This is a genomic window from Pseudomonas sp. Leaf127 (genome assembly GCF_001423155.1).
Lineage (GTDB): Bacteria > Pseudomonadota > Gammaproteobacteria > Pseudomonadales > Pseudomonadaceae > Aquipseudomonas > Aquipseudomonas ovata.
Window position 1 is genome coordinate 458,627 of record NZ_LMOA01000021.1, and the last position, 23,616, is coordinate 482,242.

The 23,616-nt window shown below is 64.4% G+C and carries 21 protein-coding genes and 3 pseudogenes; 16 read left to right on the forward strand and 8 right to left on the reverse strand.

All coding sequences use genetic code 11. From position 1 onward, the window contains the following. Positions 1-159 precede the first annotated feature (159 nt). The 3 genes from acuR to ASF84_RS15360 are packed head-to-tail and all read left to right on the forward strand — an operon-like array spanning position 160 to position 2,836. Entirely contained in the window at positions 160-795 is a 636-nt protein-coding gene (acuR, locus tag ASF84_RS15350) for an acrylate utilization transcriptional regulator AcuR (RefSeq protein WP_056839688.1), read from the forward strand. 47 nt (positions 796-842) lie between these two features. Continuing rightward, complete coding sequence (acuI, locus tag ASF84_RS15355; protein WP_056839689.1) at positions 843-1,838, forward strand: acrylyl-CoA reductase (NADPH); 996 nt, start codon at positions 843-845, stop codon at positions 1,836-1,838. Between the two features lie 53 nt (positions 1,839-1,891). Next, on the forward strand, positions 1,892-2,836 hold the full coding sequence (locus ASF84_RS15360) for a site-specific integrase (RefSeq protein WP_056839690.1): 945 nt from the start codon (positions 1,892-1,894) through the stop codon (positions 2,834-2,836). A 205-nt stretch (positions 2,837-3,041) separates the two neighbouring features. Here the strand turns inward: ASF84_RS15360 and ASF84_RS15365 are convergent, their stop codons facing one another. Continuing rightward, complete coding sequence (locus tag ASF84_RS15365) at positions 3,042-3,983, reverse strand: LysR family transcriptional regulator (RefSeq protein WP_056839691.1); 942 nt, start codon at positions 3,981-3,983, stop codon at positions 3,042-3,044. A 115-nt stretch (positions 3,984-4,098) separates the two neighbouring features. Between ASF84_RS15365 and ASF84_RS15370 the strand changes: the two genes are divergently transcribed. Together ASF84_RS15370 and ASF84_RS15375 are read left to right on the forward strand one after the other, a co-directional pair. Continuing rightward, the gene (locus ASF84_RS15370; protein WP_056839692.1) at positions 4,099-5,274 is read left to right on the forward strand and encodes an MFS transporter; all 1,176 of its coding nucleotides are present in this window, start codon (positions 4,099-4,101) and stop codon (positions 5,272-5,274) included. Between the two features lie 94 nt (positions 5,275-5,368). After that, positions 5,369-5,782, forward strand: a complete 414-nt coding sequence (locus ASF84_RS15375; RefSeq protein ID WP_152035035.1) for an SMI1/KNR4 family protein — start codon at positions 5,369-5,371, stop codon at positions 5,780-5,782. A 69-nt stretch (positions 5,783-5,851) separates the two neighbouring features. Here the strand turns inward: ASF84_RS15375 and ASF84_RS15380 are convergent, their stop codons facing one another. Then, entirely contained in the window at positions 5,852-6,112 is a 261-nt protein-coding gene (locus tag ASF84_RS15380) for a DUF2790 domain-containing protein (protein ID WP_056839694.1), read from the reverse strand. Positions 6,113-6,369: 257 nt separating this feature from the next. On the opposite strand from ASF84_RS15380, the gene ASF84_RS15385 reads away from it, so the two are divergent. From ASF84_RS15385 to ASF84_RS29150, 11 genes are all read left to right on the forward strand, one after another. After that, complete coding sequence (locus tag ASF84_RS15385; RefSeq protein WP_056839695.1) at positions 6,370-6,762, forward strand: cupin domain-containing protein; 393 nt, start codon at positions 6,370-6,372, stop codon at positions 6,760-6,762. Beyond that, complete coding sequence (locus tag ASF84_RS15390) at positions 6,755-8,254, forward strand: methionine--tRNA ligase (protein WP_056839696.1); 1,500 nt, start codon at positions 6,755-6,757, stop codon at positions 8,252-8,254. The genes ASF84_RS15385 and ASF84_RS15390 overlap by 8 nt, the downstream gene beginning before the upstream one ends. Positions 8,255-8,265: 11 nt before the next feature. Next, positions 8,266-9,405 carry an NAD(P)/FAD-dependent oxidoreductase gene (locus ASF84_RS15395; RefSeq protein ID WP_056839697.1) on the forward strand — a complete coding sequence of 380 codons (1,140 nt, stop codon included), beginning with the start codon at positions 8,266-8,268 and terminating at the stop codon, positions 9,403-9,405. Beyond that, positions 9,395-10,366, forward strand: a complete 972-nt coding sequence (locus tag ASF84_RS15400; protein ID WP_056839698.1) for an ABC transporter substrate-binding protein — start codon at positions 9,395-9,397, stop codon at positions 10,364-10,366. Before ASF84_RS15395 ends, ASF84_RS15400 begins: the two co-directional genes overlap by 11 nt. 93 nt (positions 10,367-10,459) lie before the next feature. After that, entirely contained in the window at positions 10,460-11,767 is a 1,308-nt protein-coding gene (locus tag ASF84_RS15405) for a lysine N(6)-hydroxylase/L-ornithine N(5)-oxygenase family protein (RefSeq protein ID WP_056839699.1), read from the forward strand. 9 nt (positions 11,768-11,776) lie between these two features. Further along, complete coding sequence (sbnA, locus tag ASF84_RS28555) at positions 11,777-13,813, forward strand: 2,3-diaminopropionate biosynthesis protein SbnA (RefSeq protein WP_082481671.1); 2,037 nt, start codon at positions 11,777-11,779, stop codon at positions 13,811-13,813. Positions 13,814-13,818: 5 nt separating this feature from the next. Then, complete coding sequence (locus tag ASF84_RS15420; protein ID WP_056840159.1) at positions 13,819-15,627, forward strand: FAD/NAD(P)-binding protein; 1,809 nt, start codon at positions 13,819-13,821, stop codon at positions 15,625-15,627. A gap of 38 nt (positions 15,628-15,665) precedes the next feature. Continuing rightward, the gene (locus ASF84_RS15425) at positions 15,666-16,313 is read left to right on the forward strand and encodes a LysE family transporter (protein WP_056839700.1); all 648 of its coding nucleotides are present in this window, start codon (positions 15,666-15,668) and stop codon (positions 16,311-16,313) included. A 129-nt stretch (positions 16,314-16,442) separates the two neighbouring features. Further along, positions 16,443-17,597 carry an iron-containing alcohol dehydrogenase gene (locus ASF84_RS15430; RefSeq protein WP_056839701.1) on the forward strand — a complete coding sequence of 385 codons (1,155 nt, stop codon included), beginning with the start codon at positions 16,443-16,445 and terminating at the stop codon, positions 17,595-17,597. Beyond that, positions 17,591-18,745 carry a serine hydrolase domain-containing protein gene (locus tag ASF84_RS15435; RefSeq protein WP_056839702.1) on the forward strand — a complete coding sequence of 385 codons (1,155 nt, stop codon included), beginning with the start codon at positions 17,591-17,593 and terminating at the stop codon, positions 18,743-18,745. Before ASF84_RS15430 ends, ASF84_RS15435 begins: the two co-directional genes overlap by 7 nt. A 46-nt stretch (positions 18,746-18,791) precedes the next feature. Further along, complete coding sequence (locus tag ASF84_RS29150; protein WP_156684252.1) at positions 18,792-18,956, forward strand: hypothetical protein; 165 nt, start codon at positions 18,792-18,794, stop codon at positions 18,954-18,956. 109 nt (positions 18,957-19,065) lie between these two features. On the opposite strand, the pseudogene ASF84_RS30230 reads toward ASF84_RS29150, so the two are convergent. From ASF84_RS30230 to ASF84_RS15455, 6 genes and pseudogenes are all read right to left on the reverse strand, one after another. Next, positions 19,066-19,251, reverse strand: a pseudogene (locus tag ASF84_RS30230) (restriction endonuclease); the annotation flags it as partial. A gap of 539 nt (positions 19,252-19,790) precedes the next feature. Next, on the reverse strand, positions 19,791-20,495 hold the full coding sequence (locus tag ASF84_RS29765; protein ID WP_236709431.1) for a methyl-accepting chemotaxis protein: 705 nt from the start codon (positions 20,493-20,495) through the stop codon (positions 19,791-19,793). Between the two features lie 2 nt (positions 20,496-20,497). Beyond that, positions 20,498-20,820 (reverse strand): annotated as a pseudogene (locus ASF84_RS29770) (methyl-accepting chemotaxis protein); the annotation flags it as partial. A 1-nt stretch (position 20,821) separates the two neighbouring features. Then, a pseudogene (locus ASF84_RS29775) lies at positions 20,822-21,937 on the reverse strand (cache domain-containing protein); the annotation flags it as partial. Between the two features lie 163 nt (positions 21,938-22,100). Then, on the reverse strand, positions 22,101-22,874 hold the full coding sequence (locus ASF84_RS15450; protein ID WP_056839704.1) for an IclR family transcriptional regulator: 774 nt from the start codon (positions 22,872-22,874) through the stop codon (positions 22,101-22,103). Positions 22,875-23,039: 165 nt separating this feature from the next. After that, complete coding sequence (locus ASF84_RS15455) at positions 23,040-23,615, reverse strand: sarcosine oxidase subunit gamma (RefSeq protein ID WP_056839705.1); 576 nt, start codon at positions 23,613-23,615, stop codon at positions 23,040-23,042. Between the last annotated feature and the right edge of the window lies 1 nt (position 23,616).

The following is a 23,616-nucleotide window of genomic DNA, read 5'->3' on the forward strand; positions in this document are numbered from 1 at the left end:
CGCTATGTACTGAAATATATAGCGTTAAACCGTCTACGGGAATGGGCGTTTACAGCGCTGTCTCTCATGCTGCCGACTGCGCAGTCTGCAGTCGGTCATTGTCGCTTGCACGACACGTGGCAATTGACTTTTAAAACGTCCGGTCTAATATCTCTTGTCATGAATGATCCTATTGCCAAAGCGCGCCGCCCTGGTCGTCCACCCAAGCTTGATCGGGACAACGTGGAAACCCGCGAAGTCCTGATCCGTCGTGGTCTTGAAGTCCTTACCGAACAGGGCTTCACCGCCACCGGGCTGGACTTTCTGCTCAAGCAGGTCTCGATCCCCAAGGGCTCCTTCTATAACTACTTTCCCAGCAAAGAGCTGTTTGCCCGTGAAGTGCTGGACCGCTACGCCGAGTATTTTGCCAGCCTGCTCGACCGGTACCTGCTCGATGAGTCCCTGTCGCCGCTGGAGCGGCTGGTCGGTTTTGTACAGGCCGCCAAGGTCGGCATGGCGCGTCATGATTACCGGCGCGGCTGCATGGTCGGTAATCTGGGTCAGGAAATCAGCGTATTGCCCGAGAGCTTTCGGCCCGTGCTGGAGCAGATCCAGCTCGACTGGCAGGCGCGCCTGGCCGCCTGCCTGCGCAGCGCCCAGGCGGTCGGTGAGCTGGGGCGCAGTGCCGACTGCGACGAACTGGCGGCGTTTTTCTGGATCGGCTGGGAGGGCGCTGTGCTGCGTGCCCGGCTGGTGCAGGGCGAGGCACCGTTGAATACGTTCATTGCCGGGTTCCTGCGCGGCTTGCCGCAATAACCCCATACGCCCGCGCGCTCAAAAACGATGACCCCTCAGGAGGCGACATGACCAGCAGCTCATTCAAAGGCATCCTCATCGACAAGGACGACGCGGGCTATCACGTCGGCCTGCGTGATCTTGAGCAGCACGATCTGCCAGCAGGCGATGTCAGCGTGCAGGTCTCGCACAGCACCCTGAACTATAAGGATGCGCTGGCCATCACCGGCAGCAGTCCCATCATCAAGCGTTTCCCGATGGTGCCAGGCGTCGACCTGGCCGGTACGGTCGAGGCCAGTGATAACCCACGGTTCAAGGCCGGCGACAAGGTCGTGCTCAACGGCTGGGGTGTTGGCGAAAGCCACTGGGGCGGTCTGGCCCAGCGCGCGCGTTTGCAGGGTCAATGGTTGATCCCCTTGCCGGAGGCTTTCACGCCTGCGCAGGCCATGGCCATCGGCACGGCAGGCTACACCGCCATGCTCAGCGTCATTGCCCTGGAAAAGCACGGTGTCAAACCTGAGGATGGCGAAGTACTGGTGACCGGCGCCAATGGCGGGGTCGGCAGCTTTGCCGTGGCCTTGCTGGCCCGGCTGGGCTATCAGGTGGTGGCCTCCACCGGCCGGCCGCAAGAAAGCGATTACCTCAGGCAACTGGGGGCCAGCGCCATCATTAACCGCCATGAACTCAACCAGCCGGGCCGGGCCTTGCTCAAGGAGCGCTGGGCGGCCGTGGTCGATTCAGTGGGTAGCCATACCCTGGCCAATGCCTGCGCGGCCACCCGTTATCGCGGCATCGTCGCCGCCTGTGGCCTGGCGCAGGGCATGGAGTTTCCCGCCACGGTGGCACCGTTTATCCTGCGCGGCGTGACCCTGGCCGGCATCGACAGCGTGAACCGTCCGCTCGATGACCGCCTGGAGGCCTGGGCGCGACTGGCGACCGACCTGGACCCGGCCTTGCTGACCCTGATCAGCCATGAAATCGGTCTGAGCGAGGTGATCGAGCAGTCCCCGCGTCTGATCGCCGGTGAAATACGCGGACGCGTGGTGGTCGACGTCAACCGCTGACCCGACCCACACTGTGCCATTGACCCAACAGGAGCGGCTTCAACCGCCAGACTATGCCAGAGCAACCCCGTTCCACCCCGGTCATGCTGCCGGACGTCAGCAACCCGCTGCGCCTGTACATGGACCGCCTGGCGCCCTCGAGCCGGCAGACCATGCGCTACGTGCTGCAGGATGCCGCCGACCGGCTGGGACTGGTCGATGTGGACATTGCCGATGTGCCGTGGCACACCCTGCAACCGGGTCATATCACCGCTCTGGTGGCTACCTTGCGTGATGACGACTATGCGCCAAACACCACTTCGCTGTACGTCAATGCCATTCGCGGGGTGATGAATGAGGCCTGGCGCCAGGACCTGATCAGCCATGACCAATTACTCAGGATTCGCTCGGTCAAGCCCATGCCCGGCACCCGGCTCGGCCGTGGGCGCAATATCCGTCGCAGCCTGATCCGTGAACTGATGGACGTCTGTGCCGCGGACCCACGCCCGCAAGGACGGCGCGATGCGGCGATCATCGCCATGCTGTACGGCTCGGGCATGCGCAAGTCTGAATCGGTGAACATCGACCTGAATCAGGTGGACTTTGAACAGCGTTGTCTGTGCGTGCTGGGCAAGGGCAACAAGCAGTTGATCAAGTACGCTCCGGTGTGGGCTTTCGACGCTTTGCAAGCCTGGCTGCAATTGCGCCGTGACGCACTGCCAGCCGGTCAGCCGGACGATGCCTTTCTGTTCAACCGCATCCGCCGTGGCAATCACATCACCCGCGAGCGCATCACCAAGCACGCGATCTACTTCATTGCCCGCCAGCGCGGCCGGCAAGTCGGCGTGGACATCATGCCGCACGACTTTCGCCGGTCGTTCATCACCCGTGTCATCGAAGAATTCGACCTTTCCATCGCCCAGAAACTGGCGCACCACACCCATATCGCGACCACCGCCAGCTACGACATGCGCAATGACAACGAACGCCGGCGCGTGGTCGATCATCTGGAGCTGTGACGCGGCCATGTCGATCACGCCGCCAAAGGCCCCGGGATAAAGTCCGCGCATAAAAAAGGCCACCGCACATGACGTGCGGTGGCCAAACAGATCTAACCAAAGGGGTTGATGAATGGAGCGCGAGCCCGGCCGCCGGAGCGGGCCGCCAGGCCGTGATTCATCGAGGTGCACCGTACCATCACGGGGCTGACAAAAATTATCGAGTTTATCGATAGTCACTATCATTACGGATTGCTTGTCCCGACAGGTCCGCCACCGCGCCAGGCTTGAACAGGTTTTCGACCATGTGGTCGATAAATACCCGCAGCTTGGGTGACAGATGCTTGCTCGACGGCCAGAGCAGGCGAAAAGTGCCTTGAAAATGCAGGTGCGCTTCCAGCACGCTGACCAGCCGTCCCTGGTCGATAAACGCATCGACCAGAAAGTCCGGCAGGCAAGCAATGCCCAGGTCATCCAGCACCCCATATAAAAGCGTCTCGATGGTATTGCACACCATCGAGGCCGGCACCCGTGGCTCGGCCTGATCCGGAGCAGGTTGCAGTGGCCAGGTTTCCAGCTTGCCCGTGCTGGGGAATTTGTGCCGCAGGCAGGCATGCCCGGCAAGGTCGGCGGGGGTGAGTGGAGTACCGCAGCGCGTCAGATACTCGGGCGTGGCAACAAGACGCATCTGGAAATGCCCCAGCACCCGCGACATCAGCCGCGAATCATGCGGCTCACCGGTACGCACCACGGCATCGAAACCCTCCTCGATGACCTCCACCAGACGGTCACTGAAATCCAGGTCCAGCTCAATGGCCGGGTAACGGTGCATGAAGCCGGTGAGGGCGGGCATCACCAGGCGCTCGACCAGTGGCAGGCTGACCCGCAACCGGCCTTGCGGTGCCTGCCGGCTGTGTGACAACTCCAGCTCTGCCGCTTCCAGTTCGCCCAATACGCGGCGGCAACGCTCCAGAAACAGCGCGCCTTCCGGGGTGACGGTGATGCTGCGAGTGCTGCGGTGCAGCAAGCGTACGCCCAGCCGCTGTTCGAGCCGTGCCACGCTTTTACCTACGGCCGAGGCCGACACGCCCAGGTTGCGCCCGGCTTCGGAAAAGCTGCGGGTGTCGGCGGCCTGGACAAAGAAGGCAATGCCATTGAGCGAGTCCATGGGTGGTCCATTAAGGAAAATATGTCCGCTATGTTATGAACAGCGGCGCTATTGTCCAGTCATGATGACCTGCTTAAGGTGAGCTCCTGTTTTCATGGCTTAACGACAGGTCCTTATGACATCGCCTACGCTCACAAATCCATTGCACAGCGACGCCCGCCAACCGGCCGCGTCGCTGCCACTTTCATCCTTGCTGGCCTTGGCCCTGGCCGGCTTTATCACGATCCTGACCGAAGCTCTGCCAGCCGGCCTGCTGCCTCGGATCAGCGCTGATCTGCAGGTGTCCGAAGCGCTGGCCGGGCAATGGGTCAGCGTCTATGCGTTGGGTTCGCTGATGGCTGCCATTCCCTTGGTCGCCATGACCCAGCACCTCAATCGTCGCCCGCTGTTGCTGGCGGCGATATTCGGCTTTGCCTTCGCCAATACCGTGACAACGCTGTCGGACAGTTACGCATTGAGCCTGCTGGCACGCCTGATAGCCGGCGTGTCGGCCGGTCTGCTCTGGGCGTTACTGGCCGGCTATGCTGCCCGGCTGGTAGCGCCGCACCAGCAAGGGCGCGCCATCGCCATTGCCATGGTCGGCACGCCACTGGCGCTGTCTCTGGGCGTGCCAGCCGGCACCTGGCTGGGCAACCTGCTGGGTTGGCGCTTATGCTTTGGCCTGATGAGCGTGTTGGCGTTGCTGCTGATGGCCTGGATTCGTCTGCGGCTCCCGGACTTTGCCAGCGTTCCCGGCGGCGCGCGCCTGTCGCTGCGGCAGGTGCTCAAGCACCCTGGCATACGCCCGGTGTTGGGCTATGTGCTGGCCCACAACCTGCTTTACACCTACATCGCGCCCTTCCTGGCCCACGTCGCGATGGGCGCGCACACCGAGCGGGTGTTGTTGGTGTTCGGGATCATGGCATTGCCAGGCATCTGGATCGTGGGTGTCTTGATCGACCGTCACTTGCGCGTAATGACCTTGAGCAGCATCGGGGTGTTCGCTCTGGCAGCCGTGCTGCTGGGTGTCGCAGGTCAGGCACCCTGGATCATCTACCTGGCTGTTGCGCTGTGGGGGCTGGCATTCGGTGGGGCCGCCACATTGTTTCAGACAGCGCTGGCCAGGCGTGCGGGGCCTGCGGCTGATGTCGCCCAGTCAATGCTGGTCACCGCCTGGAACCTGGCGATTGCCGGGGGAGGGTTGCTGGGCGGTTGGCTGCTGCAAAGCCTGGGCGCGGGCGCCTTTGCCCCGGCGATTCTGGTATTGCTATTGCTGACCCTGATCGCCGCCTGGCCTCGTCCAATGCAATGAGGACGATGTAGCCTGCTAGCCTCATGCACAATGTGCCGGACGCCGACGAGAGAAACGACCCCGTTTTCTCGCATCATGGCCATAGGATCGATGAGTGGAGCAATTGACAGTGATGATCGACGGGCAGTGGCACGGTGTCAGCGGTGCTTCGCAAGAGGCGCTGGCCAGGTTGCGAGAGGTGGCGCCGCAGGTATTGCCGGAGCAGTACTACCAGTTACTGGCATTCAGTAACGGCGGTGAAGGGCCGCTGGAAGTCATGCCCCTTATCCTGGTGCTCGATTCGGCGCAGTGCGCAGCAGACCCCGAAAATATTGCGTTTCATGAGCAAACGCTGCCGGGCCTGTTTGTCTTTGGCAGCAATGGCGTGGGCGATTTCATGGCCTTCGATCTGAGAGGGCCTGCGCCACCCTGGCCTGTGGTCTGGTTCAGTGCAATCGAGCCGCAAGAGTCCATACAAGTGATTGCGGCTGACTTTGCGCAATTCATGGCACGGGTCGGCAAAGAGTGAACGACGTGCAGTAAAAATCAGAAGGCCGCCTGAACCCGATGTTCGGCGGCCTTGTCGTTCATGGCGCGATCAACCATGCGTCGAGCAGGTTTCGCTCAAGCGCGAGTAGTGCAGTTCATGCTCAACACCCTGGCTGTCGAGGTAGACCATGCTGGCCGCCACGGGCTCGCACAGGTCGGAGTCGGCTGCGTCGATGCTGATCACTTTGGCCACATCGAGCTTTTGGTTGTAGCTGTACTGCTGAACATCGACCGGCTGCGCAGACGTATCGGTATTGGCCGAAGCCATCACGCTGAACATCGACAGGGCCGCAAAAATTACATATTTCATGGGGTTCTCCACTGCATCATCTGTGCAAAGTCTTGGGTTTGCTTTGCCTGTGCCGCCATTCTAGAGAGGCCCCCCGATCACCAGAAATGGTGGCTATCAATACAGACAATCGACAGAACCGATACAGTTCAGGTGTAACGATAAAAGGTCATCGATTGAATTCCTTGATCCGTCGCCCCTGAGCTATCCGGGGATCCGATAGCGCGTCTACGTCGCACATTTCATGCTTTGGCCACCAACCACACACGGGCTTGAGCATGGAACCGTTCGATATCTACCGTAAGACGCGCTTTGACGCCCTGGTTCACGAATACGGCCTGGACGGCAGCCGTCTGCTGCCTTGGGAAGGCTATCCGATGCCGTTTGGTGGCGGCTGGTGCGTGGTGCGCCCCGGCACCACCAGCGCCACCCATACACAGATCGACCAGGAATTGTTCATCGCCATCCAGGGCACGGCACGGCTGGTGATCGGCGACCGGGAAATGAGCTTTACCCAAGGCGACATTGCTGCCATTCCGAAGCACACCCACCACTACGTCATCAATGATTCCGACGACGACTTTCACTTCTACGTGATCTGGTGGGACCTGAACCACGTCAACGACTTCCTCGCTCGTCACACGGACACGACGGGGTGCCTCGATGGCTAAGTTCATTGTCACCATCACCCCGCCAACGCCCAACGGCGACCTGCACATCGGCCACATCGCCGGTCCCTTCCTGGGCGCCGACGTGTTCACCCGGGTGCAGCGCCAGCGCGGTCATGAGTGCGTGCTGCTGTCCTATTCCGACGACTACCAGTCCTACATGCTGCGCAAGGGGCTGGAGCAGGGCGTCGACCCGATCGAGCTGGCACGGCGCAACACCGACCGCATCGAAGCCTCGCTGGCGGCCGTGGGCATTCAGCCGGACAACTGGATGCGCCCGTATGACAACCCCTGGTTCCACCAAGCGGTCAGCGAAGTGTTCGATAAATTGTGCGACGCCGGCGCCATCGAATTTCGTGACAGCGACGAACCCTACTGCGCCGACTGCGACAAATGGGGCTATGAAGCCTTTGCCCGTGGACTGTGCAATTACTGCGGTCATGACTCGGACCCCAGCCAGTGCGAACACTGTGCCCAGGCCCCGGATGCAGCGCTGATGAGCGGCCTGTACTGCAAGCTGTGCCACAAGGCGCCACACCTGAAACCCACGCACCGGGCGTTTCTCAAGCTGGCCGATTTCAAGCCGGTCCTGCGTGACACCTTGCTTGGACGGTCGTGGCGCGAGCCGCTCAACGGCTGGCTGCGCGACACCCTCGAACACCTGCATGACTGGGGTGTGACCCGGCCGCATGACGGCGGGCTGGACCTGGCCGCCGACGGTTCGTGCCGGGTGCACACCTGGTTCATGGGCTTGGCCGGCTACATCGCCGCCTTTCGTGAATACGCCGACCGCATCGGCAACCCGGAGCTGTTCAATCAGTACTGGCGCTCGGGGCAGGGCACGCTGGTCAATTTTCTCGGTTTCGATTGCGTGTTCAGCCATTGCATCGTCTACCCGGCGCAACTGGCCGCCCACGAGGGTTTGCGCGTGCGGCAGCATTTCGTGCCCAACCAGTTCCTCACCCTTGATGGCCTGAACCTGTCGACCAGCCGCAACCACGCCATCTGGGTCGCCGACCTGGCCCGCGAAGCCTGCCCGGACAGCGCCCGGCTGTACCTGGCCAGCATCGCTCCGGAACAGAGCGAAGGCGATTTCCGCCTGGCGACGTTCCAGGCCTGGCGCCAGGAAGTGTTCGGTGAGTTCTTCCCCAGGCTGCTGCAGGCCGGTCCTGCCCAGCATGATCATTGGTGGAGCGGCTTTTGCGGGGCGGACGCCGCCTTGCTCGAAGCCTTGCGCCTGCAATGGTGCAGGGCCTCGGAACTCAAACATTTCTCGATCCGGCACATGGCCCAGGTGCTGCTCGATGCCATTGCCATTGCCCGAACGCGCCTGGCCGAAGGCCGTCCGGTCAGCCACCTGGCCGCCTTGATCGCGGTGATGGGCAAGAGCCTGATCCCGGGCACCGCCGCCCACTTGATCCGCGCCTATGGCCTGCCCGAAGACCGGATTACCGCCACGGTGTTGTCCGGGCCGGCTGTCGACTATTCCATCTGAGCGCACCTGATATGGACATCGATTATCAAGTCGCCGTGATTGGCGCCGGCATCGTCGGCGCCAGCATTGCGGCGCGCCTGACCAGCCTGGGCCTGACCGTGGCGCTGCTCGAACAGGGCAGCGTTGCCAGCCTGGGCGCCAGCGCCTGGTCCGGCGGGCTGGTGCGCCTGTATGACGCCGACCCGTTGCTGATGCAACTCACCGCGCATTCTCTGCAGGTGATGCGCAGCCCGGTGTTCGCGACCACCTACACCCAGGCGCTGCGCTGCACCGGCGTGCTGTATCGCGCCGGGGTGGATCAGCAGGCTGATTTGCAAGCGGCCATCGACCGCCACGCCAGTGCCGAGTACCCGATGCAGTGGCTACAAGGCCACGGCCTGTATGCCCGCCGCGACGACCGGCTCGACCTGTTCGAGCCCAATGCCTGTGTCGGTGACGTACGCCAGGCCACGGCACGCCTGTGCGGTGTGCTGCGCAGTCAGGGCCTGGTGCTGGAGCATTGCCAGGTGCAGGCCATCGACTGGCAGGCCGACGGCTCGGCCAGCATTCACTTGGGCCAGGCGCGCCTGCGCTGCCGGGTCGTGGTGCTGGCCAGCGGCGCCTGGACCCGTCGGTTGTTGCCGGCGCTGGCGCTCGAAAGCCGCAGCATTCCGCTGGCCCGGGTGTTGACCGAACGCAGCTGGTCGCTGCCGGTGATCGATGCGCCCAGCGCCAGCTACGCCATCCCCCTCAGCCGCCATATCGTGCAGAGCGGCTGCGGCCTGCGCGACCGGGCCGCGTGGCCGCAAGACCTGGCGCCCCCCGACGCCCGGCATTACCACGACGCCCTTAAGCGCGTGACGCAACTGGCCGGCGGCGGCCAGGCGCAGGTGCTCGACATCCTGCCCGGCTTCGACAGCTACAGCGCCGATGGTCGACCGCTGTTGGGCTTTGTCGACGATCAGCGTGGCCTGTATGTGGCCTGCGGGTTGTCCGGGCTGGGCTTCAAGTTCGCGCCGGGCATTGCCGACATTGCCGGCCGGCAGGTGAACCGCTACCTGACCACCGGCGACCCCGGCATGGCGTCGCCATGGACCGCGCTGTGCGCCCGCCGTGCCCTGCACAGGATCCAGCCAGCGGATCTGCAACAAGGAAACGGTCATGAACAGTGATAACGCGTGGCCAAGGCCTTTGCAGGTCGGGGTCAGTGCCGTGTTCGACCCGGCGGTCACCCCGCATGCACGCACTTTCTTGCGTGCCATGGCCGTGGCGCGCAATGAGCTGCCAGCGCTGCACAGGGTGCGCTGGCACTGGCTTGACGATGGTGCCGACCCGCAGCGTGGCGCCGAAGTGGCCCGGCAGATGATTGCCTGGGGCGCCGATGTGGTGCTCGGGCACTTTTCTTCCGACGCCGCCCTGGCGGCTGCACCGTTGTATCGCCAGGCCGACATTGCCTTGCTGACCCCGGCCGCCACGGTGGACGCCCTGACGCAGCACGACAATGTCATGCGCGGTTGTGCCTGCGACCGGCAACTGGCCGCTGACCTGCTGGCCTGGTTGCAGGGCCGGCATTGGCAGCGCCTGCACATCGATGCCGATGACAGCGCCCATGGCCAGGCATTGGCAGCGGCGATTGCCCGGCAGGCGAGCGAGCAGGGGCTCAAGCAGGTCGAAATGCCTGAGCAGGCCGAGGTGGAAATTTACGCCGGGCGCCTCAAGCCCAGCCGCGAACACTGGCAGGCCCGGCGCCGGGCAGGCAGCCGCCGACCGCTGGTGCTCACCGATGATGCCGCTTCACCGCACCTGGGCTACGCCGCCGCCCATGACCGCGACACTTACGTGATCGGCTTCGATGATGGCCCGGGCGATTGCCCTGGTACGCGTCAGCACCAGGCGCTGTTCGGGGCGCCGCCACAGACTTACTACCGCGAAAGCCTGCGCCTGCTGCACGTACTCGCGGCCTTGGCCGGGCGCGCATGGCCCGATCGCGCCGCCTTGCTGCAAGCCTTGCGGCATGAACGGTTCAGCACGCCGCTGGGGCCGATAACGTTCGATCAGGGCGAATGCCATAGCGTGCGCAATCGCCTCTGGCGGGTCGGCCCGCAGGGCCTGGAGCGTTGGCCAGACACCTGAGCACAACCCGCAGGCGCGGCCGGGCAGCGACCTGTTTCAGCCGCCAATGGACACGACACCGTTATTTACCCACCCCACCAAGGACAGACTTTCATGGGTCATCACATCATTGCGTCCGATGCCGTGTGCATCGGTTTTGGGCCGGCCGGGATTGCCCTGGCCTGCGTCTTCGAGGATGCCCGCGAACAAGGCCACCCGCTGGGTCGCCTGGACGTGCGCTTTCTGGAGCGCGCCGCCGACACCCAATGGCACCGCGAGCTGCTGCTGGCCGGCACCGACATCAACCACCATGTGTTTCGCGACCTGGTCACGCCGCGCAACCCGCGCAGCCGCTTTTCCTTTGCCATGTACCTCAAGGCCAAGGGCCGGATGTTCGAGTTCGGCCTGCTCGGTCGCCCGGCCAGCCGTCATGAATGGTCAGACTACGTGGCCTGGGTCGCAGCGCAAGTCGACGCCTGCACCCACTTCAATACCCCGGCCAGCGACATCCTGCCGGTGATCGACAAGGGTCGTTTGCAGGCCGTGCAGGTGCAAACGCCACACGGAGTGTTCAGCACGCGCCATCTGGTGCTGTCCAGCGGCAGCGTAGCGCAGGTGCCCGAGCGCTTTGCGGCGCTGCTGGGCCCGCGGGTCTTTCATACCAGCGAGTTTTTGACCCGCCTGCAGGCGTTCAGCGCCGTGCTGCCCAAACGCTGGCTGGTGATCGGCTCGGGCCAGAGCGCCAGCGAGTCGGTGCTGGAACTACTCGACCGTGATGCCGGCGTGCAGGTGCATTCGGTGCACCGCACGGCCGGCTTCAAGCTCACCCAACTGGGGCAATTTCCCAACCGAGTGTTCGGCCCCGATCACGTCGATTACTTCCACGGCCTGGACGCTGCGGCCCGTCAGCAGTTTCTCGACTACAGCCGCGCCACCAACTACGCCGGCATCGACCCGGACGAAAGCCAGAAGCTGTTCTCGCTGACCTACGAAGACGCCATTGCCGGTCGCTCGCGGCTGCACACCCACGGTTACCACCAGGTCAGTGACGTGCAGGACCTGGGTGACCACTACCGCGTCACCCTGACCGATCGCTTCAGCCAGCACAGCCGCACCGTGGAGGTGGATGCCATTGTCCTGGCCACCGGCTACCAGCAACACCGCGTGCCGCCGTTACTTGCCAGCCTGCAACCCTGGCTGGCCGCCGACGAGCAAGGCGGTCTGCTGATCGACCGCGACTACCGGGTGGCCACCACCGGGCAATGCGATGTGCAGCTGTGGGTCAACGGTCTTTCCGAGCGCAGCCACGGCATCAGCGACAGCCAGTCGTTCTCGATGATGGCGCTGCGCGCCGAACGAATTGCCCATGCCCTGCACGAAGCCGTCGCCGTACCGGCGCCGACTGTTGCCTGGGCTCAGTGAGTGATGACCATGTTCGAGACCCTTGGCGACATTCTTCACGACCGCACCTTTCTCAAGGTGAGCGGTATCGGCCCTGACTTTCACCTGAAAATGGAGTCGTTCAACCCGGCCGGCTCGATCAAGCTCAAGACCGCCACGGCTCTGGTCGACGACTTGCAGGCCCGCGGCCTGATCCGGCCCGACACTGTCCTGATCGAATCGTCCTCGGGCAATCTGGGCGTGGCGCTGGCCATGCTCTGCGCCAGCCGTGGCCTGCGCTTTACCTGCGTGGTCGATCCCAACAGCGCCCGGCACAGCATCGGCCTGATGCGCAGCTACGGTGCCGAAGTAATCCAGGTCGACACTGCCGATGCCAATGGCGGTTTTCTCGGCACACGCATTGCGCTGATCCGCGAGCTATTGATGCGCGATCCTCGTTATGTGTGGCTCAACCAGTACGAAAACGCCGCCAACCCGCGCGCCCATGCACAGACCACCGCGCGTTCGATCGGTGAAAGCTTCGCGCAGGTCGATTACCTGTTCGTTGGCGCCGGCACCACCGGCACGCTGATGGGCTGCGTGCAGTACTTTCGCAAGCATCATCCGCGTACCCGCATCATCGCCGTCGACAGCGTTGGCTCCGTGACCTTTGGCACCCCGGCCGCGCGGCGTTTCATTCCGGGGCTGGGCACCAGCCAGCGGCCGCCAATCTTCGATGCCGACGGTATTCACGCCCTGGAAATGGTCCCCGAAGCGCGCACCGTGGCCATGGCCCGCCTGCTGGCCCGCACCCGCGGCTTGCTGGTGGGCGGCTCGACGGCCACGGTGGTGGCCGCCGTGCATGCGTGGCGCGAGCGCATCGAACCGGGGGCCGTGGTGGTGGCGCTGTCGCCGGACTGGGGCGAGCGTTACCTCGACACCCTGTATGACGATGCCTGGGTCGAGCAGCGCTTTGGCCGTGAGGTGCTGGGCATGCAACTGGCCGACCTGCCTATCGAGCCGCAGCACACCACCTACCTGGAACCCGGCTCCAGGCCGGCGCCTGCGCTTCAGGCCGGGCCCGTAAAACCGTCTTTCCACGTGGTCGACGGCGAAAGCGTGGCGTACCTGCTGGCGGCGGATCCCCAGGCGTGCATCGAGGATGTGCGCCAGGCCTACCTGCAGCATGAGGCCGGGCGCACGATCAACCCCGACAGCTACTTCCTGCGTTTTCCTGCGCAGCCGGCCAACCGCATTATTGCGCTGCCGGCCAGCCTTGACGGCGAACAGCCGGTGACCGGGATCAAATGGATATCCAGCTTTCCGGGCAATATCGACGCTGGCCTGCAGCGCGCCTCGGCCGTGCTGCTGCTCAACGACCCGCACACCGGCTACGCCTATGCGTGCCTGGAAGCGTCGCGCATCAGTGCCATGCGCACGGCTGCCTCGGCGGTGCTCGGGGCGCGCTGGATCAACGGTCAACAACGCAGCGCCCGCCACCTGGCCCTGGTCGGTGCCGGTTTCATCGCCCGCACCCTGCTTGATCTGCTGGTCGCCGATGGCTGGCAGTTCGAGCGCCTCAGCGTGCATGACAGCCATGCCGACTCTGCCCAGGCGCTGATCGATCACGCCCATCGGCAACACGGCCTGCGCGTCGAGGCGCAGGACCTGGCCACGAGCCTGGGCGCCGACCTGCTGGCGTTCGCCACCACCGCGCCCAGCCCCTATGTGCTGGAACCGGTGCTGAAGCCTGGGCAAGTGGTGCTGAATATCTCACTGCGTGACCTGGGACTGGCCCTGATTGCCCAGGCCAACAACCTGTTCGACGACGTCGAGCACTGCCTCAAGGCGGGCACCTCGCCGCACCTGGCGGTGCAGGAATACCAGGATCGTTCGTTCATCACCGGCACCCTGGCGCAACTGATGCTCGGTGAAATTGCCCTGGACCCGGCGCGGCCGACGATCTTCTCGCCGTTCGGCCTGGGCGTGCTCGACCTGGCGGTCGGCCAGCGGGTGTACCGCCAGGCGCTCGCGCAGGGCCGGGCACTGCCGGTGCCGAACTTCTTCTTCGAATCCAGCCGCTGGTGATCACCATGACCCTTGGCACTCAACGGGCGCCGGCACCGGCGGCCACACCTGAACCCTTGCGCATCGCCATCGTCGGCATGGGCTCGCGCGGCCTGAGCGTGCTGGAACAATTCATCGCCCTTTACCGGCAAGCCCCTGGCCACAGATTGCAAATCGACGTTTTCGATCCCCAGACGCCCGGCAGCGGCCTGCACCTGAGCGAGCAGCCCGACTACCTGATGCTCAACACCATGGCCGGGCAGCTCTCGGCGTTCTGTACCGCGCACCCGGCAACCCGGCCACCAGGGCCGACCTTCTTGCAATGGTGCGAGGGTCACAACCTGCGCCTTGATGCCCGCGGGCACCTGGACGACAGCGGGCAGGGTCGCCCGATCGGCTTTGGCGACTTCGTGCCGCGCCGCCTGCTGGGCCGCTACCTGCAAGACAGTTACCGCGGGTTGCTCAGGCACTGTCCGCCTGGCCTGCAGGTACGGCATGTGGCGCAACGAGTGATCAGCGGCCAGCCCTCGGGTTCGGGCTGGCAACTGGGCACAGCAAACGGTGAGCGCCATGCATTTGCTGCGCTGTTCATCACCTGCGGGCATGCGCAGGCCTTGCCGGTGCCGCCAGAACCTGGTCGACGGGTGGCCATCGAGGGCCTGGGGCTCAGCGCGATGGACAGCCTGGCCGCCCTGACCGAAGGGCGCGGCGGGCGCTTTGTGGCCGATGACAGCCTGGCCGGCTGGCGCTACCTGCCCAGCGGCCGTGAACCGCGCCTGTACCTGTACTCGCGCAGTGGCCGGCCGTTTCATGCCCGGCCACAGCACGACGGCTCGGTGCGCCAACCCTGGCCGCGACGGTATTTCACGGTGGCTGCGATTGAACAACTGCGCTGCCACAGCACCGATGGCCGGCTGGATTTCAGCCATGACGTCTTGCCGCTGATCGAGGACGAAATGCGCGCGGTGTTCTATCAGGCCTGCGCGCAACTGGCCGGGCCTGCACAGTTGATCGACCTGCAACACGCTTTGCAGCAGGCGGTCGAGGCCCCTGAGCGGCAGGTGCTGTTCGCCCGGCTGGCCGGACGATGGGGCGCATTCGACCCTGCGCACTGGCACGCCACCGAGCGCTGGAAGGGTGCGCCGCAGGACTACGCCGGCTGGTATCGCCAGTGGATCGCCCAGGACCTGCTGCGCAGCCGCCAGGGCCCGGCACGCAGCCCGCTGACCCAGGCGCTGGAGGTCTGGCGCGACTGCCGCGACGTGCTGCGGGCGGTGGTCGACCATGACGGCTTGCAGGCGCACTCGACCCTGGCCTTCTACACGCGGTACGCCGGTGTTTCCAATCGCCTGGTCGGCGGGCCGCAACACGAGCGCCATGAAGATGTGCTGGCCCTGATCGACGCCGGCGTGGTCCAGGTGCTGCCGCCCACCCAGGCGCACGAGGAGGGCGGCCGGGTCTGGCTGCAAGCGCTGGACGACCCGCATGGCCCGGTCATCGAGGTCGACCACCTGGTCCAGGCCCGGGTCGGCTCCAGCGGCCTGGCGCATAACCGTCATGCGCTGCTGGCCGACCTGTTGCGTCAGGGCCTGATTCACGCCGCCCATCCATACCCGGCCGACGGCATCGCCATCGATCCTGGCAACCGCGCCTTGTGCAGCGACGGTCAACCGCACCCATGCCTCTGGGTGCTGGGGCCGGCGGTGGAAGGCAGCACCTTTTACAACCACTACGTGCCCACCCCGGACCCGCAGTGCCTGGCGCCGTTGCAAGCCCGGCGCGCGGTCAGCGACTGCCTGGCCAGCCTGGCCGCCGCGCGTGCCGTAACCCACTGAACACTGATTCTATCGACCGCTCTACAAGGAATGTCCCCATGAACGAACTCACCCTGCTTATCGCCCTGGCCGGTGCCTTTATCGTGCTGATCATCAGCCCCGGGCCCAACTTTCTGGTCATCACCCAACTGTCGCTGAGCCAGTCGCGCCAGCAAGGCATCTGCGCCGGCCTGGGCGTGGCCTCGGGCAGCATCATTTGGGCCTTGCTGGCAGCCACCGGACTGGGCCTGATCTTCCAGCAACTGCCGTGGCTGCAACCGGCGCTGCAACTGCTCGGCGGCGCCTACCTGACCTGGCTGGGCACCAAGAGCCTGCGCAACGCCGGCAACCCGCCGGCCCCGCGTGACATCAAGGCGTTGGGCATCGGCAACCTGGGCCGTGCCTACCGTTTTGGCCTGTTGACCAACATGACCAACCCCAAGGCCCTGGCGTTCTACACCAGCGTGTTCACCACCGTCGCCGCCCCGGGCTTGCCGATGTGGGTGCGCACCGCCGGTGTCTCGATCATTGCCGTACTGGCCATTTCCTGGTTCGTGCTGCTGGCCACGCTGTTCTCCATCCCGGCCATCCAGGCCCGCTACCAGCGGATGAAAAAGGCCATCGACATCGTCACCGGCCTGTTCATGGTCGCCTTCGGCCTGCGTTTGCTGCTGGGCCTGCTGCCGGCGGCCTGGCTGCAGTTCTGAACGGCTCAACGCAAATCCACACACCCTCATTGGTGTAGGGCCGATCGGATGGCGATGCGCTTCAGTCGGGAATGGTGTCGTCTGTTTCCCGGCTGAAGCCGGTCCTACAGGTTTAAAAGGAACGATCCCATGCACACCAGCAACTGGCATTACCCCACCTCCATTCGCGTCGGCGCCGGCCGGGCGCGGGAACTGGCCGACGCCTGCCGTTTCAGCGGTATCCGCCGCCCCCTGCTGATCACCGACCGTGACCTGGGCGCCAGCCCCATGATCCAGCAGGCACTGGACGACTGCCGCCGTGAACTGGGCCACTGCGCGCTGTTCGACCAGGTCAAGGGCAACCCCACCGGCAGCAACGTTGCCGAGGGCCTGGCGGCCTACAAGGCCGGCGACCATGACGGCGTGATCGCCTTCGGTGGCGGCTCGGCGCTGGACGCGGCCAAGGCCGTGGCGCTGATGTCCGGCCAGCAGCGCCCGTTGTGGGACTTCGAAGACATCGGCGACAACCACTTGCGTGCCGACCCCGACGGCATCGCGCCACTGGTGGCCTTGCCGACCACTGCCGGCACCGGCTCCGAGGTCGGCCGTGCCGCGGTGATCACCGACGAACAGGCCCGGGTCAAGCGCACCCTCCTGCATCTGCGCATGATGCCCAGGGTGGCGATCCTTGATGCGCGCCTGACCCTCAGCCTGCCCAGGCACCTGACCGCCGCCACCGGCATGGATGCGCTGACCCATTGCCTGGAAGCCTGGTGCTCGCCGGTCTGGCACCCGATGGCCGAGGCCGTGGCGATCAAGGGCCTGCAGATGCTCCAGCAGCACCTGCCGCGCGTTGTCGCGGATGGTCAGGACCTGGAAGCCCGCGAGCAGATGCTGGTGGCTTCCAGCCTGGGCGCGGCGGCCTTTCAGCGCGGGCTGGGTGGTGTGCACGCCATCGCCCAGTCGCTGGGTGCGCTGTATGACCACCACCATGGCTTGCTCAATGCCATCGTGATGCCCTACGTGCTGCTGGCCAACGAGTCGGTCCTGCACCGGCCGATGGATGAACTGGCGCACGCCCTGCGTCTGCCGGTGCCGGGCTTCAAGGGCGTGTTCGACTGGTTGTTGCAACTGCGCGAGGATGTCGGCATCCCGCACACCCTGGCTGCGTTGGGCATCGACGAGCGCGACGCGCGCCTGATCGGGCAGATGGCCTTTAACGACGGCTGCTCGCACACCAACCCGGTGCGCCACTGCGCTGAGGGCTACCAGCAGATCTTCAGCCATGCGGTGCGGGGGTGCTGATGCGCGAGGCTCAGGCATTGCAGCGCCTGGACCGCTGTTGGCGCGAGCACATCGACAGCGGACAGATCGTGGGCGGTGTGCTGCTGCTGGCGCATGAAGGTGAGGTGCGCTACGCCAGCGCCCGAGGCTGGGCCAACCGTGAAGCGGGCCTGGCCATGGCACGCGACACGCGCTTTCGTCTGGCCTCGCTGACCAAACTGCTCACCTCGGTCGTCGCCTTGCGCCTGTGCGAACTCGGCATCCTCGGCTTGCCGCAACAGGTCAGCGACTGGCTGGCCGATTTTCGCCCGCGGTTGAGCCATGGCCGCGAGGCGTCGATCACCCTGCGGCAGCTGCTGTCGCACACCAGTGGCCTGAGCTATGGCTTTGAGCAAGCGCCGGGCAATGCCTACCAGCAGGCCGGCGTGTCCGATGGCCTGGATGATTCGCCACTGACGCTTGAGGACAACCTGCAACGCCTGGCGCACGTGCCCTTGCGGTTCGAGCCCGGCAGCGCCTGGGGCTACTCGCTGGCCACCGACGTATTGGGCGCGGTGATCGAAAAGGCCAGCGGCCTGTCGCTGGCGCAAGCCATCGCCCGCTGGGTGACCGACCCCTTGCAGATGACCGCCACCGGCTTTGTCGATGACCCCGAACGCCCGCTGGCCAAACCTTACAAGGATGCCCCAGGCGCACCGCAACCCATAGCCGATCACGACAGCCTGTGGCTCGACAGCGGCCTGGCGCACCTGTCGGCCCGCCGTGCCTACCGATCCGAACCCTGGGCCTCAGGCGGCGCCGGCCTTCTTGGCACCGCCGACGACTACCTGCGCCTGCTCGAATGCCTGCGCCAGGGCGGGGCGCCGCTGCTTGAACCCGCCAGCACCGCCGCGCTGCTGGGCAATGCACTGGGCGAGCTGCCCATGGTCAGCCGCGGCCCCGGCTGGGGCTTCGGCCTGGGGCCGGCGGTGCTCACCGATCCGGTGGCGGCGCAGCAGGTGCAAGGGCGCGGCACCTGGGGCTGGTGCGGGCTGTATGGCTGTCATTATTGGGTTGATCCGCAGGCTGGGCTGAGCCTGGTGGTGATGACCAATACGGCGGTAGCAGGGGCGTGGGGAGCGTTGGCGGATGGCATTGTGAGTGCGGTGTACAGCGGTCAGACTCTTTAACCACGCTCAGGCAAGTCCATGACGACTTTCCCTGGAGCGCCGTCTTATGCACACCATTGTTTATCTGTTCAAACGCAAACCCGGACTGACCCGGGCGCAGTTCAGCCGGTTATACCTCGACCACGGGCGGTTGATGGTCAGGTTTGCCATCGGCTTGTTGCGCTACGAGCAGTTTCCGGCACGGCAGGTCAGGCGCGGCTGGCCGAACTGATTAATGGCCGTTTCGCCAGCATGTGCTTGAGCGCCAGCGCATCCTGCGGCAAGTGTTGGCGCAAGGAAAGCCACACCGATTATCCGCGCTACGGTTGAGCGTCGAAGTCTCAGCCCCGCCTTGACGGTAATGGCGCAAAAATCGCGCGGATGCCCCGGCATTTCGGGTAATCGGTGCAACCCCAGAAGGGCCCGCCGGCGTTGGCGCCGGTGCGTGCTACCTTGCTGATCATGCTCTTCTTGCAATGCGGGCAGGCCGGTGCTGCGGGCTTTGCAGGAGCGGGTGGCGCCTTGGCTTTGGCCTTGGTTCTGGCCGTTGGCCTTGAAGGGCGAGGGGGCGCAAGGTCGTGTTCAATCGCCGAGACTTGAACCGGTGCCGGCGGGATATCGGGCGCTACCGCTTCAGGTGCGTTGCGCCACGGCAAGCGGTTGACAAGCTGCAGCCAGAAGGCCGGCGTGAAGAAGGGTTTTCGGGACATGACGGTCGACAGGAAAAAAGTGGCCACATACTACCACGCCTCCCCCAAGCGACTCCTCTCCCTGGTAGGAGCGCGCTTGCCCGCGACCGAGTGCGCAGCGCTCGCAAAATCTCGGAAACGCCACAATTTTACGACTGCTACGCAGCCGGTCGCGGTGGTCCGGCATTCCGGCAAGCGCGCGCTCATCAAAAAATAACTTATTGATTTTATTGGCAATAAAGCTCAYAGCTGTAGGAGCGCGCTCTGCCCGCGACCGAGTGCGCAGCGCTCGCAGAAATCTGTGAAACGCCACAATTTTACGACTGCTACGCAGCCGGTCGCGGGCAAGCGCGCTCCTACGGGTATCGCGAACGTGTTCAGGTGCGGAACTTGCGCACCAGGTTATCCAGTTCATTGGACAGCGACGCCAGGCTCTGCGAGTCGGTGCGGGCCGATTGCGCCAGTTCCACCACCAGTTGCGCATCGCCRTGGATCTGRCTGATRTGGCGRTTGATGTCCTCGGCCACCTGATGCTGTTCTTCGGCCGCCGTGGCGATCTGGGTGTTCATGTCGCGGATGATGTCCACCGACTCRCGGATCTGGCCGAAGCTGGTGCGCGCCTGGCCGATCTTGCTCACCGACTGTTGCGACACTTCCAGGCTCGAATGCATCTGTTGCGCCACYGAGGCGGTGCGSCGYGCCAGATTGCCCAGCAGACCGTCGATCTCGGCGGTGGAGTCGGCGGTGCGCTTGGCCAGGGCCCGCACCTCATCGGCCACCACGGCAAAGCCGCGGCCTTGCTCACCGGCCCGTGCAGCCTCGATGGCSGCGTTGAGCGCCAGCAGGTTGGTCTGCTCGGCAATCGAACGAATGGTGTTGAGGATCGACTGGATGTCGTTGCTGTCCTTTTCCAGCTGGGTCATGTCCTGGGCCGAACGGGAGATTTCCTCGCTGAGGCGGTCGACGCTTTCCACCGCATCGTCGATCTGCCGCTGTCCGGCGCGGGCCTGTTGCTGGCTGGTGTCGGCCGAGTCGGCGGCCTGGCTGCAGGAACGGGCGACTTCGTTGGCGGTGGCGACCATTNATCTGCCGCTGTCCGGCGCGGGCCTGTTGCTGGCTGGTGTCGGCCGAGTCGGCGGCCTGGCTGCAGGAACGGGCGACTTCGTTGGCGGTGGCGACCATTTCATGGAACGCCGTGGAGACCATGTCCACCGCTTCGCGCTGGCGGTTGGCCGCTTCGGCCATGTCACCGGACACGCGGGTGGCGCTCTGCGACGAGTCGAGAATGCGCGTGGCGGCCTGGCCGATATGCTGGATCAGGCTGCGGATGGCGCTCAGGAACTGGTTGAACCAGCCGGCCAGTTGCGCGGTTTCGTCGTTGCCGCGCACCGCCAGGGTCACGGTCAGNGTGCTGGATCAGGCTGCGGATGGCGCTCAGGAACTGGTTGAACCAGCCGGCCAGTTGCGCGGTTTCGTCGTTGCCGCGCACCGCCAGGGTCACGGTCAGGTCGCCTTCACCCTGGGCAATGCCTTCAAGGCCGGTGGACACGCTGTTGATCGGGCGCACGATCAGGCTGGCAAAACTGGCACCGACCAGGGCAAAGACTACGGCCAGCACGGCGGCGATAATGCCGATCAGCCAGGTCAGATGATTGGCCGAGGCCATGACTTCGTCCTGCCGGATCAGGCCGATGAAGCTCCAGCCCAGTTTGTCGGCAGGGTAGACATTGGCCATGTAGCGCTCGCCATCAAGCTCGACTTCCATCAGGCCTTTTTGGGTCTTGGCCAGTTCATTGAAGCCACCGCCCAGTTCACCGAGCTTCTTGAAGTTATGCTCGGGGTTCTTGGGGTCGACCAGCACGTTGCCGGTGTTTTCCATCAGCATCAGGTAGCCGGTCTCGCCCAGCTTGATCTGCTTGACGATGTTGGTCAGCTGCTTGAGCGTCACATCAATACTCACCACGCCACCTGGATTACCCAGGGCATTGGGAATGGCGCGCACGGTGGCGACCATCACCGCATCGTCCGGCGCCCAGTAATAAGCATCGGTGCGCAGGGTCTTGCCCTGGTTGGCCAGCGCGGTCTTGTACCAAGGCCGTACGCGCGGGTCGTAGTTGCTGAATTTCTGGTCGACCGGCCATGGCACGTAAGTGCCGTTGGACAGGCCGTAGGAAATATATGAATAGGAAGGGTGGCTCTTGCCCAGGCCGTCAAAGAGCGCAAGGATGTTCTTGTCGGCCTCGGAGTCCGGCAGGCCTTGCTGCTCAGGCGTCATATAGCTTTTCAGGCCGTTGCCGGCGCTGGTCAGCAGCGGGTTGGCCGCCAGGTATTCGATGTTCTGGCTGATGCCATCGAAGAACAACTGCATGGCGTTCTCGACCTGGCGGATCTCACGACCGCTGTTGTCGACGAAATCTTCCGTGGCCTCGTTACGCAGGTTGACGATCACAATGCTGGCGACAACGACGATCGGCAGGCACGCGATGACCGCGAAGGCCCCTGTCAGCTTTTGCTTGATATTCATTTAAGCTCCGGAATTCTTTTTATACATCGCAAGTCACCACTGCTGATGCACGTCGCGTGCCGGTCTCGGCAAGGCCTTGGGCTGTAACGTACATCTTAGAATTTCGGCGCGACACGTTGATTCTTTAACCGATAAAGACAACTTGACGATTTAAGTCTGAAAATCATTCCCGGTAACCCAGCGACTCACTGATGCGTTCACGACACGCCATCAGCAGATCCTGAAAACGTGCCTGCGCGCCTTGCGAGTCCATGACTGCGTCAGGGCCGGAGAGATTGATTGCCGCCGTGACCGCACCGGTATGATCCTTGATCGAGGTGGCGATGGCCGTCGAGTAATCGGAGCGGTGCAGCACCCAGCCGCGCTCGCGGTCCTCGCTGATCGTGGCTTGCAGTTCGGGCAGGGTACGCGGCGCCGGCGCCGGGTAATCGTCCAGGCGAATGTGCTGGTACAGCGCGGCCAGGCGGCGGTCATCCAGCTCGGTGAGCAGCATGCGCCCCATGGCGGTGCAATGGCAGGCAATGCGGGTGCCGACCGGAATGTTCACCGACAGGCGCTGGGCGGCGAAGGCCCGGTACAGGTACAGGCTGTCGGTGTGCTCGCGAATGCTCAGGTGACACGACAACGAGGTTTTGTCGCGCAGTTCGTTGAGGTGCGTCATGGCCACCTCGACGATATCGCGGCTGGCCAGGTAGCTGAAACCGTCGCTGATCACCCGTGCACCGAGTTCGTACTGGGTGTTGCGTTTGTTCAGGTAACCCATGTGCGTGAGGGTGAACAGGATGCGGTAGATCGCCGAGGTACTGACCCCCAGTTGCTCGGCGATGTCCTGAATGCCCAGCGAGCGCACCTGCGCATTGAACAGCCCCAGCACGCTCAGGCCCCGGGCCAGGGCCGGGACGCTGTAGTCGGTGTCTTTGTCCGCGGTTTCCATCATGTATAACCCCCGTATATACCCCACGTAGGAGCGACCAACGGTCGCGAAGGCCACAGTGGATCATGCCAAGTCTTTTCGCGACCGTTGGTCGCTCCCACAGATCGGGCATCTACTACGTCGCCCTGGCGGGCCAAGGCGAGGGGTGTTGTTCTGATGATTCAGGTATTAGCTGAACTCGGCCATCGCATCGCTCAGCGCAGCCTTGAAATACGTACGCGAACAGCGGTCGAACAGGATCTGGAAACACGGCGTCAATTGCGCGCCGACATTGATCACGATCACGTTGATCCGCGCCGCCGAGGTCTGCGCCACCGCGCCCGGCCCGAAGGCATGGGGCCGCAGGTCGACACCGCACAGCTTGGCCATGACCTCGCTGATGGCCACACCCGACAGTTGCAGCCAGGCATGACTGTCCTGGCGCGGCAGCAGGTAGTTGGCCAGGTGATCCATTTCCCAGCGCGCTTCTTCGTCGGCGATGCGCATGCCCTGGTCGGCCGCGCTGCCCAGAATGAAGTACTCGGTCTGCGACAGCCGTGCGACATGGCTGCCGTCGGCCTGGGTCACGGCGCGGTTGGGCGCCTCGGGCAACTGGAAGCCACGCCCGAGCAGGTACTCGGCGCTTTGCGCGCCACGAAAGCCAACCCGGGCCAGGTCAGTCAGGTCCAGCAGGGTGCACAAGGGCTGTGCGCCGGTCTCGACAAGGCGCTGTGACGCCGGTGTTTCAGTGACAAGGCTGGACATG

Excerpts from the sequence above, each read along its gene's own strand:
- acuR (WP_056839688.1), top strand. The coding sequence starts at position 160 with ATGAATGATCCTATTGCCAAAGCGCGCCGCCCTGGTCGTCCACCCAAG.
- acuI (WP_056839689.1), top strand. The coding sequence starts at position 843 with ATGACCAGCAGCTCATTCAAAGGCATCCTCATCGACAAGGACGACGCG.
- ASF84_RS15360 (WP_056839690.1), top strand. The coding sequence starts at position 1,892 with ATGCCAGAGCAACCCCGTTCCACCCCGGTCATGCTGCCGGACGTCAGC.
- ASF84_RS15365 (WP_056839691.1), bottom strand. The coding sequence starts at position 3,983 with ATGGACTCGCTCAATGGCATTGCCTTCTTTGTCCAGGCCGCCGACACC.
- ASF84_RS15370 (WP_056839692.1), top strand. The coding sequence starts at position 4,099 with ATGACATCGCCTACGCTCACAAATCCATTGCACAGCGACGCCCGCCAA.
- ASF84_RS15380 (WP_056839694.1), bottom strand. The coding sequence starts at position 6,112 with ATGAAATATGTAATTTTTGCGGCCCTGTCGATGTTCAGCGTGATGGCT.
- ASF84_RS15385 (WP_056839695.1), top strand. The coding sequence starts at position 6,370 with ATGGAACCGTTCGATATCTACCGTAAGACGCGCTTTGACGCCCTGGTT.
- ASF84_RS15390 (WP_056839696.1), top strand. The coding sequence starts at position 6,755 with ATGGCTAAGTTCATTGTCACCATCACCCCGCCAACGCCCAACGGCGAC.
- ASF84_RS15395 (WP_056839697.1), top strand. The coding sequence starts at position 8,266 with ATGGACATCGATTATCAAGTCGCCGTGATTGGCGCCGGCATCGTCGGC.
- ASF84_RS15400 (WP_056839698.1), top strand. The coding sequence starts at position 9,395 with ATGAACAGTGATAACGCGTGGCCAAGGCCTTTGCAGGTCGGGGTCAGT.
- ASF84_RS15405 (WP_056839699.1), top strand. The coding sequence starts at position 10,460 with ATGGGTCATCACATCATTGCGTCCGATGCCGTGTGCATCGGTTTTGGG.
- sbnA (WP_082481671.1), top strand. The coding sequence starts at position 11,777 with ATGTTCGAGACCCTTGGCGACATTCTTCACGACCGCACCTTTCTCAAG.
- ASF84_RS15420 (WP_056840159.1), top strand. The coding sequence starts at position 13,819 with ATGACCCTTGGCACTCAACGGGCGCCGGCACCGGCGGCCACACCTGAA.
- ASF84_RS15425 (WP_056839700.1), top strand. The coding sequence starts at position 15,666 with ATGAACGAACTCACCCTGCTTATCGCCCTGGCCGGTGCCTTTATCGTG.
- ASF84_RS15430 (WP_056839701.1), top strand. The coding sequence starts at position 16,443 with ATGCACACCAGCAACTGGCATTACCCCACCTCCATTCGCGTCGGCGCC.
- ASF84_RS29150 (WP_156684252.1), top strand. The coding sequence starts at position 18,792 with ATGCACACCATTGTTTATCTGTTCAAACGCAAACCCGGACTGACCCGG.
- ASF84_RS15450 (WP_056839704.1), bottom strand. The coding sequence starts at position 22,874 with ATGATGGAAACCGCGGACAAAGACACCGACTACAGCGTCCCGGCCCTG.
- ASF84_RS15455 (WP_056839705.1), bottom strand. The coding sequence starts at position 23,615 with ATGTCCAGCCTTGTCACTGAAACACCGGCGTCACAGCGCCTTGTCGAG.